Origin of the sequence: Mycolicibacterium aromaticivorans JS19b1 = JCM 16368, from assembly GCF_000559085.1 — a bacterium.
Classification (GTDB): domain Bacteria; phylum Actinomycetota; class Actinomycetes; order Mycobacteriales; family Mycobacteriaceae; genus Mycobacterium; species Mycobacterium aromaticivorans.
In genome coordinates, this window is sequence record NZ_JALN02000003.1 from 109,165 (window position 1) to 125,856 (window position 16,692).

A 16,692-nucleotide genomic window follows, 5' to 3' on the forward strand; every position below is an offset into this window, starting at 1 on the left:
GACAACGTGACTGACCGGTCCGGCGAACAGGCATCAGCTGGCGCTCACCGAGGCCCCCATCCCCTGCTGACCTTCGCTGCGTCCATCATCGTTGCGCTAGCTGGCGGCGGCCTGGCCGGCGCAGTGACGTCCTACTTCCAGAATCAGGAGAAGATCACCGCAGATCGTCAGCAGTCCATCGACGAGTTTCGGCGCGCCCAGCAGCGGGACCAGTATTCGGCGATCCTGCAGCAAGCAACGCGACTTGCCAATGCCGCCGACTTCTCCATCTCCGCCGCCGCAGCCGGAATGCTGTCATTCTCCCCGACGCTGTCGGACAAGAACATCTACTCGCCTCCTGACACTAAGAGTGACCCCAGCACCGGCCCATTCACGGGCCCCCAATACTCGGGCGGCCCCTTCACTGCGACCGAGTACTACGCCCAAAACTTCGGCATCAGCAACACCAACCACTACAACAATCCGTACAGCGGCGGCTCGTGGCAGGATGCCTACACCGCGCTCGATCAAGCAATCTCCAACGCTGCTATCGCGGCTAACACCAAGACCCTCGACTACGCCCGGGCCCTGCGGGACAAGTACCGTGACAACTACTTTCAGAGGGTGATGCAAAATATCGAGTCCATCCGCAGAAGCTACCCCGACCCAAAGCCCGACCCGACCGTCCTCGCAAACGCCTTAGTGGGTGTACCTAAGGCAACCCCGACGCTGGCCGAGCTAGTGCTCCTCAACAAGACAGTTGACGAACTAACCGCAGGGTTTACCACCTCCGCGGCGTCGGACCTCCATTTGAATTGACCCACCCCCAGCCGACACCGAGTGCTTGGACGCGGCGCTCGGGGCCGACTCCCATTTCGGGAGTGAGACCCCCGCTGACGCCAAACCGAACGTACTAACGCGCACAAACATGTGCGATGTTGGGACGTGTTAGCTGTAGGGTGTGCGCATGGGTTCGGGCACTCCAAACACACCAGCCTTCGCCAACTTCTTGCAGGAGACGCGCGACTACTTTCGGTTCAGCCAACAGAAGGTCGCCGACGCGGGCGGCCCTCACCGCCAGCTGCAGGCCGCCCTGGAAAAGGGCGAGGAGCCCGAAGCGAGCTCCGGGGTGCTGCTCATGTTCGATCAGGCCTATGGCTGGCCACGCGGATACACCCAGGCGGTTGCCGAACTCGGGGTGTATCAGCAGACGTTCGATCAGCCACCGGCCTTGGCCGGCGACGAGCACGACCGTAGGGCTTTTTTGGACTATCGCGGCCAACCCGAGCACACCGTCGGGCATGCGACCAAGACGTTCGCCGCGCTGTACCGCAACGCCGACCATGATTCACGGACAGGAGCAGCGTATCTGGGCTTCTTTTCCGACACAGGTCAGCCGTGCTACCTCGACGGTCCAGTGTTGACGAACGTGGGCTTCAATGTCCTCTATCCCATGCTGCTGTCCCGCCACGGAATCACGACGATCGACATCCATGTCACCGACGACGAAACACTGGACAAGCTACGTTTTCTGACCTCTGGAGAGATGGCTGAGGGCGTCGGACACAACAAGGTGCACTGGTACCGGATCGGCACCAACCGCTCAGCCCTGGGCTCTGCATCGACGATCGCCATCGACCCCCTCGCTGGGATCACCACGCTCAGCGCTGCCAAACTACTGGCGGCAGAGCTGCTGCGGCTCCGTCCGCATGTGCCCACGACACCATTGCAAGCCGGCTACACCTTCCTTGCCGTGGTCGCCTTCGGCGAAGACACCTTCACCACCTTGACGGAGCTAAAACGTCAAGGCACAGACCTCAAGGCGCGAGAATTCGCCGCCCGATTCGCCGAGTTTTGGGAGAAGTTCTACGACCCTCAAGCAGGGCCCGACGTCGCCGAGCCCGACCGGTACGCCTGCGATCTTCTCAGCGGTGTCATGTTCGCCCGGAGCAACGGGATGGAGATGAGCATCGGCGACTACAGCGGGCGACAATACCCGCGGTATGACTTCGCGCGCACCGTCAGCCAGGGTTCACTGATGGCGTCCGACCGCCCCCCGGCGATCATCATCTACGACGGGCACCATGCTCCAGAGCTACCCACAGTTCAGTCCCTGCAATGGCCGACAACTGCGCTCACCTTCTACAAGGTCGACCTCGGATCGACCGGAGTCCCCCACCCCAGCGTGGGCAACTACCCCTACATGCGAGTAGGAATCACCTCTGCCGACGATCGAGCGGTCGTCGCTCACCGCGACCCAAAGACCGTGGGAACGCTGACGAATTACGTTGGCGGTCAGGCCATCTACTGCACCGGAAATAGCGCGCACCGCGTGTGGATTCCCGAGCGATAACAGCGGACATGCACAGGGATCGCTACGTTTCACGTCCAATGGTGGGCAACACCGCCGGTGGGAGGTTTGCAGGTGAGTGAACCTGAGTCGGTGCCCGATCGGCCTGAGGAAATTGGCGGCTACCGCATCGACCGCGTTTTGGGTCGAGGCGGTATGAGCGTGGTCTATCTAGGCTGGCATCCGACGTTCGGTCAGTGGGCGGCGCTCAAGGTGCTCCCCCAGGCGCTGGCTGGTAATCCCGCGGTTCGCGCTCGCTTCGAGCAGGAGGGTGAGACTACTGCTCGGCTGGCGCATCCGAACGTCGTGGCGATTTACGCGCGCGGCGAGACGCAGGACGGTCAGTTGTGGATTGCGATGCAGTACGTCGAGGGCACCACTGCCGAGGCCGCGGTCCAGGACGGTGCCATGACCCCTGCCCGTGCCCTGGGAGTGATCAGCGAGGTGGCCGAGGTCCTGGATTACGCCCACAGGTGCGGGGTTGTTCATCAGGACGTCAAGCCGTCCAACATCTTGCTCGGTGAGCGTTCCGACGGCCGCGAGAGGATTGTGCTGGCCGACTTCGGAGCAGCCGTGATCCTGTCGACGACGGCTGAGCGCGAGCCTGGCGGCGCGCTCGTGGCGAGTTTTGCCTACACCGCACCGGAAGTGATTACCGGTGAGACCGCGATCGACGGGCGCGCCGATGTGTATTCCTTGGCGTGCACGTTCTTTCGGCTCGTGACCGGCTCGGTCCCGTTTCCTGGGCATTCCACGGCCGCGGCCATGGCCAACGCCCATGTGGAGCAGGCCGCCCCGCCGATATCAGAGCTCGCGCCCTGGGCCCCTGCGGCCCTCGACGAGGTGGTGTCCAAGGCGCTGGCCAAACGTCCCGAGGATCGCTACGCCACAGCCGGTGAGTTCGCGGCGGCGGCTACGCGAGCGTTGAGCCCCTCCCCCCGTCCATCACCGACTCCCCCGACTCTGCCCCCGCGTGTCTCAGTGACACCGGCCCCATTCAGCAGTCCGGTTCGCCGGGTGTCCAGGCGGTCGATGATCGTGGCCGGCGCGGCGGTGGCTGTTCTCCTCGCAGCGGTACTGGTCTGGCTGACCGTGTCCGGCTCCGACGACGACGTGGTGGCGGCGGGGCCTGCCCCGACGACGCGCACCTCAGCGCCGCCACCGCGGAAGATCGTGCTGCCCAATGGATATCTACCCGGAGTGTGTACCCCGGGTGAACCCACCGACCCTGGCACCGAGGTCATCATGAGCTGCGGGCCTAACCAAGATCCTGGCGGCCCGATCTCAGGGACGTATTCGTTGGCGCGCGACGCATCAGCACTGCAGGCGACGCTGGCGCGGGTCATCGCCACCGCAACAACCGTCGTGTGTCCGGGCAACATGCAGTCCCCTGGGCCGTGGCGTCGACTCGCCGATCCTGCCACGCCGAAAGGCACACTCTTTTGCGGCATCGCCGCCGATGGACGGCCGCTGATCGCCTGGACGTTTGACCCGGACCGGTTTCTGGCTGTGGTCGAATCGGTGCCGACGCCTGATGGAGCGGCGCTCAATAACCTCTATGCATGGTGGGCGTCGCACTCTTAGTGGGAATGTCCAGCGCCAATTGCTGGTTGCGACGCCAACGCGGGCGCCTGCTGTTGACCTGAGAGCAGGGGGTGCAAGCGGATGTCGTTGACCCAGGCCGGTCCGTGTAGAGCTCGAGCAGACCACAGCGCGATCGCCACGGTGGCCGGGCCCGCCAGCTGAAGCGGTACGCACCGCTCACCGTAGGCGAAGGTCACTGTGCGCGAAGGCAAGTCAGGATAGAACTCGCTGACGTAGCCGAACCAGAAGTCGATGAACGTGCCGTCGGAGCGACTGCACATCAGCCTCTCGTCGGTGACGATGACCGTGCAGGGGTGCTGTTCGCGCCACTGCGGGACCTCATCACGCTCGGCTTGCTTGCGGCGTCGACTGTTGGTGATCCCTTGCGCCGCGAGCATTCCGGCCATCAGTAGCGGGCTACCCATGACGAAGGTCGAGGATCGCTGGTAGCTTCCGTCGCCGGCCACAAGCCGGCTGGAGATCGCGGTAGTGCAGAGCCGGGCGTGCTCGTCGGGGCCCAAGATTGGGCCGTACACGGCGATCGACGGGGCCGGTCGACCGGAGGCCAACGCCACCGCGCACCCCCGGGCATACTCCCACCACGGGTCGCGGACAACGAGTTCTACGCTCATCTGATCATCACCATCCCAGCCGTCGAGCGATCTGAATAGCGGGAGACTAGCGCCGGGGTACGACAAGCTGTGGCGGCGTCACGGGCAGCGTCCACGTCGCGGGAGAATGCTCGATGAACATCAGAGGCAGGGGGGGAAAGCCGTCCGGCCCGTGACGCCGCTCCCACGCTAACACCGCGCCGGGACAGTTTTTGGCGATCTCGACGCCAGCGATCGAGGCGCCGACGTGAACGGTCCGAGAACGTGGCGCGGTGTTCACGCCCGCTGCCTTCACTCCCCCGAACCGGGGCGATGGTGGTCGCTCTGGCGAGGCGCACGAGCGCTGCTGCTGACACTTCCATGCCCTCTCCCCCATCGCAGTTCGATCCCACGGTCACATCTCGGTGTAAGGCCGGCGTCGGAGCTGCTAGATCGACGACCTTGATCATCGATGGTACACCCATTGCATTATCAGATGTTCTCGTGTTGCATGATTTGACTTTTTCAGCCATGTCGATCCGGGCCGCTCTGTCGGGAGTGCGGTGCTTGCGGGCGTCCGGGTCAGAGGCTGCGCTCATCGGTATCGTTGCCGCGTTCACGCTGCCGGTCGTGATCGTGAGCGTGTCGCTCCATTCGGTATTCGGATGCGCGGTGGCGTTCGACGAGGCGTTGGGCGGCGCGGTAGCTCTCGGGGTCGACGAGGCCGGCGTCGGCGATCAGCGCGGGCGTGGGGTTGATGTGCAGTGTCCACCCAGGTTGGCGTCCCGCTTCGAGCAGGCGGTCCCGTGCTGCCGCCGATGCCGCTTGTGCTGCCTCGCTTTGGGCTTCCAAGCGGAGTTGCGCGGTGAGGGTGTCGAGTTCGAGGCGTTTGTCGGCCAGTTCCTCGGCGTGCTCGAAATCCCCGAGGCTGGTGCTGTCGTAGTCGTCGAGTTCGCTTTGGAGGGTGGCTGCTCGCCGTTGCAGTCGCGTGTTGAAGTGGGGAATGTCCTTGTAGGCGTTCTCCATTCGCTGTAGTAGGCCGCGCGCCTTGGTGATGTGGCTGGTTCCCTCGGCTCTGGGCACTGTGGCGAATAGGTCGGCTTCCTCGATGCCGACGGTGGTTGAGGGCACGTCGAAGGTGAGTTGCAATTCCCCTTTGAGGTAGCTGCGCCGCGCGGTGATGCTGATTCCGTTGACGGCGGCATCCAGGGGCCGGGTGGTGAAACTGGACTTGTCTCGGAGCGCGGCGTAGGCCTCGCGGCAGGCCGCGGCGAAGGGGACTGCCGCCTCGCTGCGTTCGGCGAAGGGCCGGCCGGCCACGGTCACGGTGGGTGCTTGGTCTGCGTGAGCGCTGATCGTCTCTACCGCCGGGGCCAGGGTGGCGAGTTCTTCGTGTGTTCGCGTGAGTTCGCGTTCGGTGTCTTGGCGTTGGTGGCGGCGCCGTGTCTCGGCGTCGCGGTGGGCGGATTCGAGCGCGGAGAGTCGTTTGACGTCGTCGGCGAGTTGGACCTGCTTGATGTAGCGGGGGTCTCCGGTGGCGATGGCTTTGGTTTCGGCGGCGGCATCGGAGATGTCTCCTCCCCCGAGGTCTTCGATTTCGTCGATGTCGACTTCGCCGCGTTTGATCTGTTCGATGAAGCGGGCTTTGGCTTCGACCTTCTGCCACATCACCGTGTCGTAGGACCCTTCGGTGACGTAGTTGACGATGTCGACCTCGGGGTTCTGGTTGCCTTGCCGAATGATGCGCCCCTCGCGTTGTTCTAGGTCGGCGGGCCGCCAGGGAACATCGACGTGGTGCAGCGCGCGCAGCCGGGTTTGGACGTTGGTGCCGGTTCCCATTTTCTCGGTGGACCCGATCAACACCGAGATCTCCCCGGTGCGGCACCGTTGCGCCAAGTTCAGCTTGTCCGCCGGTTTGACCGCGTCATGGATGAACGCGATGGATTCTTTGGGCATGCCACGCGCGACGAGCTCGTCGCGGATCGCGGCGTAGATGGTGAATTGGCGGGGGTCCTTCGACGGGGTGCCGCGGTCGCAGAACACGATCTGGAAGGCCCCGCGGATCGGCATCTCTTGCCCGGTTTCGGGGTCGCGGTAGACGTTGTCGATGTTGGCGCGGTGCAGCGCCATGATGTTGTCAGCGACTTCGGTGGCGCGGGAGACCGCTGGCGCGTCCAGGTGCGCAAGCCGCGGGTCCAGGGAGACGTTGCGGCCGTCGTTGGCGATCTTGAGCTGGTTGTCGACGTCGGGCCGCTTGGGGTCGAGGTGATCGAGGCGCCAGCCCAAGTCGGTGATGAAGTCTTTGACCTCCTGGGACGGGGTGATGCTCACGACTCGTCGGCGATCCCCGGCCAGGTGTGGCAGTTCCACGGGCACTTGGTCGCGGGTGACGACGTCGGTGAAGATCGACGACAGGGCCAGCAGTTCGGGGAGGTTGCAGAACTTTCCGACTCTGGTCACGGTCCGCAGGCTGGTGCCGGTGGCGTTGACTTCCACGGTGCTCACTGGGGCGGTGAAGGTGGCACCCCAGTCGTTGATGTCGGCGACACCGGCGGCGGCGAGTAGGTCCGGGCGCAGGTAGTTCTGCATGACCCAGAGCTCACCGAGGGAGTTGGCTACGGGTGTTCCGGTGGCGAAGGTGGCGACGCGCTCGACGACCTGGTCGGGTCGCAGGCCGGCGGCGCGGCCCTCGTCGTGGCGTCGTCGCCGCAGTACTTCCAGTTTCATGGCGAGGTCTTCGGCGCGCTGCGCGGCCGCCGCGCAGGACAATTCCTCGATGTTGCTCAGGCGCCCTTTGTTTTTGTACATGTGAGCTTCGTCGATAAACAGGTAATCGCCACCGGATTCTTCGAACCTGAGCCCGGTGTCTTTGCGCTCCTGCTTGGTCAGCTCGCTCAGGCGCGTGGCGAGCCGTTTCTTCTGCTGCTCGACGCGCTTTTTGCTCACTGAGGTTTCTGCGCGTTCAGCATGCTTCTCTAGCTCATCGAGCTGGCGTTGCACGTAGTCGATGTGGGTGTCTTCGCTGACACCGATTGCGGTGAACAGGCTTTGGGGCATGATGACCATGTCCCAGTCAGTGGTCGCTGATTGGGCAACGAAGCGGCGACGGCCGTCGGGGTCGGTGCCGGCGTTGCCGAGCAGGATGCGCGCCGCCGGGTACCACTGGGCGGCTTCGCGGCCGACTTGTTCCACGATGTGGTTGGGAACCACGATCCATGGCTGCTTGCACAAGCCTAAACGCTTGAGCTCCATCGCACCCATCAAAGTCGACCCAGTCTTGCCGGCGCCCACGGTGTGGCTTAAAAGCGTTGTGGGCTCAGCGATTATCCTCGCAACGGCATCGCGTTGGTAGTAGTGCGGTTCGAACCGGTCTGACAGTCCCGGCAGGGTGAGCTTGTCGCCGCGGTGTTTCGGGGCGACAAGGCTGTTGAACCGCTTGTTGAACTCGGCGACGAGTTCCTCGCGGCGGGCCTCGTCATCGAAGATCCATTTCTGGAATTCCTCGGTGATCTTGGTGGCTTTGGCTTGGGCGGCGAAGGTGGCCTCGAAGTCGATGCTGGGGCCGCCGGTTTCAGCGACTTCCTCCGCGGGGCGGTGGACGGTGATCGACTTGGAGTTGCACAGCGCATCGAGCAGCTCGATGGCGTCTTTGTGTGCGGTGCCCCAGGTTTCGGTCATCATGACCGATCCCCGTTGATAGCGTGCACATTCCACCGACCAGGTACCGCCGACGTGGTCGGCGACCACGGTGTCGGCGCCGAAGGTTTCGCGGGCGAATTGGGCGACGTATTTGGCGTCGATCCACGGCGCTCCCGGTCGGGTCTTGATCTGGGAGGCTTCTTTGTCGCGCGGAACGACGTCGCGCAGTGCCGTCACGTAGTCCTGGTAGGCGGGATCGCGTTCGGCCGCGGCGGTGGCCGCAGCGAGCTTCTCGCGGACGTTGCCTGACAGCGCGGTGGCTGCTGGGACGAGTTCGTCGGGATCATCAAGGGATGGGTAGGCCAGTCCGCGTAGTTGTTCTGCGGCGGCGGCCTGGTCGGTGCCCAATAGTTCTGCGATGTAGGCGATGTCGATGCGCTGGTACTGGTCGATGCTGATCGCGAGGGCATCTTCGACGGTGGCAGCGGTGTCCGGGACGGCTCGCACGTTGAGGACGTCGACGGAGAAGATCGGCGCTTTGACTGCTTCGCCGGTTTGTTCGTTGAAGATCTCCAGCGCGGCGACGTTGGCCCACCGCGGATCGTATTTCATGCCGCCGTCGAGATGGGGGCGACGCTTGTAGGGGCTGCCGGGTTCCCATGCTTTGTGTGACCACTCCTCGAGCAGGTGCTCGGGGACGGGGCCGCGGTAGGGCACCCCGTCAGTGCCGCGGGATTTGCGCCAGGCTTCTTCGGCCTTGGCCACTTTGCGGTCGTGGGACTCCTGGGTCGGGGGCGTCGGGTAAATCCATTTGAACCGGTTGACGGGGCCGTGTTTGGCGACGTAGCCGTCGTAGAGCTTGTTGAGGTGTGCGCGCAGCTGCTCGCGCACCTCGCGGGGCTGATCATCGCGTTGGGACGCGATGACTGCGGTCGCGGCGTCACGGAGTTCGATCAGCGTACGGGTCTCGCGTAAGCGGCTTTTCGGGGTGCGTTGTTCTTCCCAGCTGTGGCCGCTCCAGCGCTGAACACTGTCGGTGGGTGCGTGGTAGCGCAGGGTGTCCATGGGTGGCTGCTCGGCGCGTTCGGCGGCGGTGAACAGTCCGGCATCGAAGACACTGTCGTCGACCTCGATGAGGGAGTCGGCGGTGGCGGTCAAACCCTTGTCGAGGCTTAGCGCGTTGTCGACGATGTCGGATAAGCGCTGGCGGATCTGTTCGGCCAGCGCTTCACGAGTGGACTGCTCCCCCACCACCTTGAGCGTGGCGGAGCCGTGGATCCCTTGGCCGAGGGCGTAGGCGCCCAGCACGTGGTCGGGGTGGTTGAGGAAGTACTCGTTGACGTGGAAGGCGTCGCCGGACTTCTCCGGGTCGAAGACGTCGCGATCGACGAGGTGCTCGATGCCCTCGAACGGGATGTCTTCGGTGCCGATCCACCGGATCAGGTCCTCGTCGGCGGCCTGGTCGGCGTCTTTGCGGCGTAGCACCACGATGTCGGTGATGACTTCGGTGCCAGCAACCCGCTTGAAGGCGTTCGACGGCAGGCGTACCGCGCCGAGAAGGTCGGCTTTGGCGGCCATGGCTCGGCGGGCCCGGGAGTCGAGGCTGTCGAGGGTGTAGCGGCTGGTCAAGACGGTGACGTAGCCGCCGGGGGCGGTCAGGCTGATGGCCTTATTGATGAAGTGGTTGTGGATGCTGAATCGGCCTGGGTTATGTGCAGGGTCGATCAGGGTGAAGTTGCCGAATGGGACGTTGCCGATCGTGGCTACGAAGGAGTCGGCGGGCACGCGCGTGGTTTCGAAGCCTTCGGCACGGATCTGCGCGTGTGGGTAGAGGGCGGCGGCGATGGCGGCGGTGACGGTGTCGTTGTCGACGCCGACCATGACAGCGTCTTTAGGGGCCAGACCGATGAATGTTCCTGCCCCGCAGCCAGGTTCGAGGACGCGCCCATTGTGCAGGCCGGCCTGACGCAATGCGTCCCACATGGCCGCTGCAATCAGCGGGTCGGTGTAGTGGGCGTTGAGGATGCTGGCCTCGGCGGCGCGGTAGGCATCGGGGCCCACGGTTTGGCGTAGCTGTTCCCGCTCGGTGGCGTAGGTGTCGTTGCGGCGATCGAAGAGTTCGGCGCAGGCCCCCCATCCTGACCAGGTCGACAGCACCTCCTTCTCAGCCGTGGTGGCGGTGCGGCCGCCCTCGCGGTTGAGCCGCTCGAGGATGTCGATCGCGGCGAGGTTGGCGTGGATGCGTGCTTTGGTGCCCGAAGGGACTCGAATGTCGGTGGTCAGGGCGAAGGGCTGTGCCGAGGCCTCGACGACGGGTAATGCGGGAGCAGCGCTGTCCTGCGCGGCCGCTGGGGCGGGCACCGCTACTGCCGGGGTCGGTTCGGCCGGCGAGGAGGGATTGTCGATGCTGGTCTCGGCGGCCTGATCAGCCGAAGCGCTCGGTGGTGGCGGCGCAACGGCAGGCGAGGGCGGCGGCGCCGGGACCGTCGGGGGTCGCGCGGGCGGTAACGGGGTGCCGCCTGGATCGATCGTGGCGGGGTCTGTCGGTTGGTCGAAATCCTCGAACAGCGACAGCTGAGGCTTGGGCTCGGTTACTCCACGGGGTAGCCGTCGAGCCGCAGATCCTCGTACACCAGGGGCGCCAGGTCGCTGGCCAGGGGATGCTGGGGGCCGTCGGGAATTGGGAGGGCGTCCTCCAAGCGGGCGCTGAGCAGGTAGGCCGCCTTGATGCGGAACATCACCGAAAACTGCGGGGCCGGCCACACCATCTCGGTCAGCGCCTCGATCCGCTCCCCCGGCTCGCTCCGATACCGCACGTCGTTCCACCGTTGATTCCACGGCACTTGACTCGGCGGCAGCGGCTGCTGCAGAGGCGGATCGAAGTCGACCGTCTGCTCCGGCGGCTCCGGAATCTGGTCGTAGAGTTCCTGGCGTACCACCGCTTCCCGGGCGTTCTGCAACGCCGTCTGGCGCAGCTTCACGGTCGTGAGGTAGTCCGGGTGCTGCCCCTGGCGTGCGGTCCATTCCTGAATCGACGATGCTGCCAGGTCGTCGGCCATCTGCGCCGCCAGTCGGTCCAGCCGGGCGGTCTCCTCGCGCAGGAACCGATCCCTCTGCTGCGGCGTCCAGTCCTGAGGCAGGTCCAGCCACCGGCTGTACACCTCGTTGACCGCCTGGCCCATCCACTCGGTCACTGGTGTCGTCAGTCTCCTCGAAGCTGAACAGATCTGGCTGGTCGTCGCCGGTGTGGCGGGCCATAGTGTTCTCCCGATGCCGCTCGTCATGAGTAGTTCTCCTGATCTGCGGCATCGGCGGAAGCCGTGCCCGTGCCCGGTGAGCGTGCCGGCAGGACTACCCCGTCGGCTGGCCACCTGAAATGCCCCTTACGGGGCGCCGACGTCATGTTGACGCCGGGAAACTTGCGCGATGTTGCGGTGGAGTCAAGTCTTCGATTACCAGGCGCGCCTGTGCCAGCGCCTGGTCGATGTCCCTCGACTGCTGGTTAAGAGTCTCCTGCTGGCGCTCTACTCGGGTCTTCAGCAGCTTGAGCCGGTCCACGATCGCGTGGATCGGGACAACCGCCGGGTGGGGTTTCACCTCGATGCGCCGATTGACGGGTTTGCCGCCTTTGAGCGCAGCCAGCGCCGATCCGGGCTCCCACATCAGGTGGGTGTCGATGCGTTCCAATGTTTCAGCGTTGGGGCTGTATCCCCGCTTACCCATCGTCGCCAGAGTTGTACGACCCGGCCCTCCGACGGCGGCCAGGCGGCTCTTGCTCATCTGTAGTTCGAGCAGCCGCTTCTCGATCCACATACGGAGGTTGTCGTAGTCGTCCTCGGCGTCGCGGTCAACGACAGGCCCGAGCCGCTTGCCGACGCTGGCCTCACGGGTCTTAGGTTCCGAGCCGTACATCGTGGCGTGGGCCGAACCGGGTAGCCAGGATAAAAGTTCGTCCAGTTTGGACAACGTGCTGCGGCCTGGCACCCGGTCGTCTTTGCCGAGGAGGTTCAGTGTCGAGCGCGACACCAGGCCGAGTTTGCTCGCCTCCAGCTGGCTCATTCCAAGCTCGGCGAGACGCGCGTTCATGTACTTGGCCAGGCGTTTCACGTCAGGTTCCACGGTGCTGCTGGCGAGCATCTCGACGTGGTTTTCCGATAGCCCGGTCTCGGCCACCACGTCGGCAACGGGATGGCCGGCGCTGAGCAAGGACCGTGCCATGTCGGCGGCGGCGTCCTCGTCTAACGGCGCAGCGGTAATGATCGCCCTCCTGGTGTGCCCGTGGCCAAGCCCCCGGTGTCCGGGAATCGTACATCTTCCAGTATGACACTGGTAGAACAACAACGGCATCACCGCAACACAGGAGTGTTTACGTCATTTAAGCAATTATCGGAGGCGTTGGCCTCAAGAATCCTCGTGGCGCGTGTCCCAACATGCCATCGACGCATTCGCCACAAGTCTAACGCGGTCGCAGCTGAATGCACCTGCGATGGGCGCGCCGCGTCGCCCTCGTTAAGCGCGACGCCGGCTGTGGGGACCTCCGGGAGGGCGACGAAACGTCGCCCGTGACGCCAAAGCTGTTAGCTTTTGGTAATAGCTGCATCTGGTGCCGAGCGAAGGAGACGAACCGTTGAGTGCTGCATCTAAAGCTGTGATTGCCGTGGCGGCGTCGGTGTACGTCGGGACGATCTCCATGCCCGTCGCGTTTGCCGACGAACCGGTAATTCACTACTTGGGCAGCCCCGCCCAACTTGTGAACGGCGATGTAGTTCAGGCCTGGACTGTTAGCAGCCTCAAGCCAAGCACGGATTCCATCCCCTATCCGGTGGTCGGAACGCTGTGGGAGGCAGCCGCCACTGATGTTGCCGTGAACGGGACGGTGCAGCCTGTGGTGTCCAATCTCAACGCCCGGGCCCGCAGTGGCCAGACCTACCGAGTGCTATTTGGCGTCGCAACGCCGCAAGGGGTGAACCCGGCTCCGTTAAGCCAAGGACAGCAGACCACCGGAAAAGTGTACTTCGACATCACCGGTGATGTCCCAGACAGCGTGGTGTACAACGCCGGCGGTGCCGATCTCGCCGTCTGGGTCCAGCCGCCGCCTTCGATACCGAAGTCCGGCTCATCACGCTTGGGGGCGCCGTCGGGTACTCCGACCACTGGGGGGCCGGCACCCGCCGCCGCACCTGGGCCCGCAACGCCGGTGCCGGGTGGCACCAGCCCTGCCGCACTACCGGCTGGCAGCGTCGGCACGCCTATGGTTCCGAACGGCCAAGGGACACCTGTGACCCCAGGCAGTACCGGGACCCCCGTCACTCCGGGGAGCGCGGGCACGCCGATCGCTCCGGGTAGCCAAGCGACTCCAGTCCCCGGCAGTAGCACCGGTACTCCGGTCCCGTCGACCGCGGCTAACGCTCCTGCCATACCAGGGTCAACCACAGCCCCCCCGGCAGATGCTCCAGCAACGACGCCAGCCGCGGGACAAGCCCCCGTGGCTGCTGCGTCGGCGTTGACGGTCGCCCCGTCCGCCTGAGCAACGGCGGCGTGGACCTCGTTATTGCCATCGCTTCGCGCGGCGGCCTCCGGGCCGCCGACAAACAGCAAGTAGTCCTGCGGCCGAGTGGGTATGGACCGTTAATCGACTGGGTGAGCCACTCCCCCGGCCGGTCTGCCGGGTTCACTGTGGGGTGGGCTTTGCTACCTGTCCCTGACAGGCGGAGTACCCCCGGCCAAGCGTTCATTCAGTAGCAGGGGTGTCGTGAGTTGGCCGGCCATCAAGTGCGGCAAATCGGCAGTCCGGTTGCGGCACTGGGTCGTACACGGTTATCCCACAGGCGCGGCATGTGTAGCTTCGATGCGGGCCCGCACCGCGACCCGCACACGTCGCACATTGTTGAGTGCCAACCAACACCAGTCCGGGACCGCGCAAAGGGTGGCCCCACGGACAGTAGCGCGGAGGCCCCGGCTCGACCCACCCCCGTCTCGTACGCCGCAGCCGGGCCACGCACACACAATACAACGGACAGAACACGTGTTCGAAATGACTGATGCGCGTCCCGCCCTCCAAGCGACACGTCAACCCACCCTCCGACTGAGACTCGGGCTGCGTCACGCGCGTAGTAACTGGGTGCCCTCAGCTATTCATTCAAGGGCGCATCAACGCCGGCCGGCCCTCGGCCCTGCCGCCGGCCCGACCCCTTGGCAGGGCCCTCGCTCTGGGACGGCTCGTTGAGCATGCGTTCCGACGAGAACGCCTACTGGACGAACTGACCATGACCGGGGTACGGCGCCGCTTGATCAACGCGGGACTGCGAGACCAGCCGTAGATCATTCTGCTCGGCCGCGTTCGACGCGCGCCTGCTGCGTGCTGGGCCCCTCGCGGTGGCCAGTTCCGTTGCCAACTCATCTGCAACTGTTCAGCTGGACACCGAGTAAGTGCTGTGGCCGAAAAGTATTGCTGCACAGGCGCACTCACCACCAATAGGGAGCCAGCAGGCCATCTCCTTTCGTAGTTTTCCGCGGAAAACTACGAATTCTCGACAGTTTTCCGCGGAAAACTCGCGACGCCGGCCGCCGCGCATTTTGGCTCGCTGGCCCCCGGACATCTATTGCTTCACAAGTTTCCTGAGCTGGGCTGCCAATACTCGAGATCCGACATCGCCAAGGTGGCTATGGAGGGCAGCTGCAAGTGCATGCGGATCGGCCTCGAAGCGTCGGAGTGCACGGGTAACGGTGCGTATTTGGCTCGCGGAAGCCTCTCCGCGCTCCTCACGCCGATCCGACTGGTTTTCCTCGCTCGTCAAGGCACCCTCACCTGATTTGTCCGCACTGCCGGACTCGGGCTGGCTACTCCTCCACCGGGCGACCTGCTGCTCCAGAGGTACACGCGCCAAGTCACGGGCTTCGCGTATGGCGAGATCACCGCGCCGAGTAGCCTCCTGCAGTTCAGGGGCCAGTTTGAGGAGGGCGCGGCGTTGAGACACCCATGTCTTGCTCTTGTGTAGGTGATCAGCCGCAGCGTCGGCGCTGCCGTACTCCCCCACGAGGCTCTCCACTGCGCGAGCCTCTTCGATGACGTCGAAGCCTGACCGATCGACGTTCTCGGCGATCACCGCTGTCAGCAGAGTGGCCCGATCCTTGGCGAGTTCGTCCTTGATGACGATATCGAGTTCGGGCCGACCAAATTTGTGCGCGGCGGCTAAGCGCCGATTGCCGATGATGACGACCCAACGCGCATCAACAGCGGTATCGGGGTACAGCTGCTGGTAGGCATTCTTAGTCACTACGACAACTGGCTGCAGCTGGTGCTCCGCGATGGACGCCAGTTCCTGAAGATTGCCCAGGGTGTCTCGCGGGTTGTGCGGATTGCCGACAAGGTCCCGGAGAGGGACTGAGCGCGATTGACCGGCTCTAGGGATGATCGAGGATGCTGCTTTTGCCCCGTCTATCGACGACTTCTCACCGACCGCTTCGGCGAGACCGGCGAAGCTCTTCACTCCCCCGCGACTCATCGGCGGACCTCCGTTGACATCAGTTCATCAGCCAGGTTATAGAAATCAGCAGCCGCGGTAGAAGCCTTGCCGGTCTTCTTGTACTGCGTCACGACCAAGCCCTCATTGGACGCATTGGTGTGGATCTTGTAGTGACGGACAACGGTCTCGGCCAGGGGCCACCCACGGCCGCGGACGAAATCTTTCGTCTCGTTCAGCCAGTAGGTCCCGTCGCGGCTGTCGTGGTTGTTTATGAAGACCCGGTAGGGGAGTTGCCTTGGTTCGAGAATTTTCCGGATTGTCCGCGCTGTCGGGTCGAAGCAGAGCGGCTCGGTCAGGATCGGAACGAGTACCTCGTCAGTGACGTCTAGGACGGTCCTGAGGGCGTCGGCCGAGTGGCCAGAGCCGAGTCCGTCCCCAGAGCCATCAGGGTCCAGGTCGAACCAGCCGGCGGTGTCGACGTAGACCTCGGCGATCGTGGGCAGGTTGTTTAACTGAGCAAGCCAGTCAAGTGGATCGTCGTGTGCCTGAATGAGATGGAAGGGAAGGTCGTCAACTTGGTTGGCCCACCAGGTGGCCGAGCCTTGCGGGTCAATCGAGATTGCGGCGACGGGAGACTCCGCGTCCTCGGGCAGCCCCTGGCTGAGATGTTCAGCTCGAACGGCGGCAAGGTTGACGGCGGCAGTACTTTTCCCGACACCGCCCTTTTGATTCAGAAGTGTCACTACACGTGTCATTGCGTTGGGGTCCCTTGAAATGGATCGAAGCCGCGATTGGCGGAATGACTAGGAACAGACGCCACTGAGGTTACGGCGGGTTAGGGAACGTGGCGCGGCGACACGCCCAACGGGAGACGAATCCAGCCAGTTTTCCGCGGAAAACTGGCAATCTGCGGCCATCCCGGCGGTTCCGGGGAAGAGGCCACCACTTCACACCTGCATCAGTGCAGCGGCGCTGTGACCTGCGCGTTTGCGGCAGTTTTCCGCGGAAAACCGCCGAGTCGGGGATTGTGCTTAAGGGATTACTCAGACATATCGGTCTAGATGCGGTTGGCGGGTAGACGCGA

10 protein-coding genes are annotated in these 16,692 nt (G+C 64.3%); 4 read left to right on the forward strand and 6 right to left on the reverse strand.

Annotated features, from left to right (window positions below; genetic code table 11):
* Positions 1–6 precede the first annotated feature (6 nt).
* The 3 genes from Y900_RS28915 to Y900_RS28925 all read left to right on the forward strand — a co-directional run bounded on the left by Y900_RS28915 (position 7) and on the right by Y900_RS28925 (position 3,913).
* Positions 7–798: a hypothetical protein gene (locus tag Y900_RS28915; RefSeq protein WP_131536370.1), complete on the forward strand. Its 792-nt coding sequence runs from the start codon at positions 7–9 to the stop codon at positions 796–798.
* A 148-nt stretch (positions 799–946) separates the two neighbouring features.
* On the forward strand, positions 947–2,332 hold the full coding sequence (locus tag Y900_RS28920; RefSeq protein WP_036349263.1) for a hypothetical protein: 1,386 nt from the start codon (positions 947–949) through the stop codon (positions 2,330–2,332).
* 72 nt (positions 2,333–2,404) lie between these two features.
* Positions 2,405–3,913, forward strand: a complete 1,509-nt coding sequence (locus Y900_RS28925; RefSeq protein ID WP_081845465.1) for a serine/threonine-protein kinase — start codon at positions 2,405–2,407, stop codon at positions 3,911–3,913.
* Here Y900_RS28925 and Y900_RS28930 read toward each other — a convergent pair.
* The 4 genes from Y900_RS28930 to Y900_RS28945 all read right to left on the reverse strand — a co-directional run bounded on the left by Y900_RS28930 (position 3,910) and on the right by Y900_RS28945 (position 12,492).
* Positions 3,910–4,545 (reverse strand): hypothetical protein, encoded by a 636-nt coding sequence (locus Y900_RS28930; RefSeq protein WP_051660581.1) that lies wholly within the window; start codon positions 4,543–4,545, stop codon positions 3,910–3,912. The two genes, Y900_RS28925 and Y900_RS28930, sit on opposite strands and share 4 nt — an antisense overlap.
* Positions 4,546–5,085: 540 nt before the next feature.
* Positions 5,086–10,503 carry a helicase-like domain-containing protein gene (locus tag Y900_RS28935; RefSeq protein WP_051660582.1) on the reverse strand — a complete coding sequence of 1,806 codons (5,418 nt, stop codon included), beginning with the start codon at positions 10,501–10,503 and terminating at the stop codon, positions 5,086–5,088.
* Between the two features lie 230 nt (positions 10,504–10,733).
* Entirely contained in the window at positions 10,734–11,336 is a 603-nt protein-coding gene (locus Y900_RS28940) for a hypothetical protein (protein WP_237752804.1), read from the reverse strand.
* A gap of 205 nt (positions 11,337–11,541) precedes the next feature.
* Entirely contained in the window at positions 11,542–12,492 is a 951-nt protein-coding gene (locus tag Y900_RS28945; protein ID WP_192827628.1) for a hypothetical protein, read from the reverse strand.
* A gap of 340 nt (positions 12,493–12,832) precedes the next feature.
* Between Y900_RS28945 and Y900_RS31455 the strand changes: the two genes are divergently transcribed.
* Positions 12,833–13,669: an MPT63 family protein gene (locus tag Y900_RS31455; protein ID WP_081845467.1), complete on the forward strand. Its 837-nt coding sequence runs from the start codon at positions 12,833–12,835 to the stop codon at positions 13,667–13,669.
* Between the two features lie 1,072 nt (positions 13,670–14,741).
* Here Y900_RS31455 and Y900_RS28950 read toward each other — a convergent pair.
* Together Y900_RS28950 and Y900_RS28955 are read right to left on the reverse strand one after the other, a co-directional pair.
* On the reverse strand, positions 14,742–15,647 hold the full coding sequence (locus tag Y900_RS28950; RefSeq protein ID WP_036349270.1) for a ParB/RepB/Spo0J family partition protein: 906 nt from the start codon (positions 15,645–15,647) through the stop codon (positions 14,742–14,744).
* Entirely contained in the window at positions 15,644–16,363 is a 720-nt protein-coding gene (locus Y900_RS28955; protein WP_036349273.1) for a ParA family protein, read from the reverse strand. The genes Y900_RS28950 and Y900_RS28955 overlap by 4 nt, the downstream gene beginning before the upstream one ends.
* Positions 16,364–16,692: the final 329 nt, after the last annotated feature.

Bases quoted from the DNA above. Each gene is read 5' to 3' on its own strand.
- Y900_RS28920 (WP_036349263.1), top strand. From the start codon at position 947: ATGGGTTCGGGCACTCCAAACACACCAGCCTTCGCCAACTTCTTGCAG.
- Y900_RS28930 (WP_051660581.1), bottom strand. From the start codon at position 4,545: ATGAGCGTAGAACTCGTTGTCCGCGACCCGTGGTGGGAGTATGCCCGG.
- Y900_RS31455 (WP_081845467.1), top strand. From the start codon at position 12,833: ATGCCCGTCGCGTTTGCCGACGAACCGGTAATTCACTACTTGGGCAGC.
- Y900_RS28950 (WP_036349270.1), bottom strand. From the start codon at position 15,647: ATGAGTCGCGGGGGAGTGAAGAGCTTCGCCGGTCTCGCCGAAGCGGTC.
- Y900_RS28955 (WP_036349273.1), bottom strand. From the start codon at position 16,363: ATGACACGTGTAGTGACACTTCTGAATCAAAAGGGCGGTGTCGGGAAA.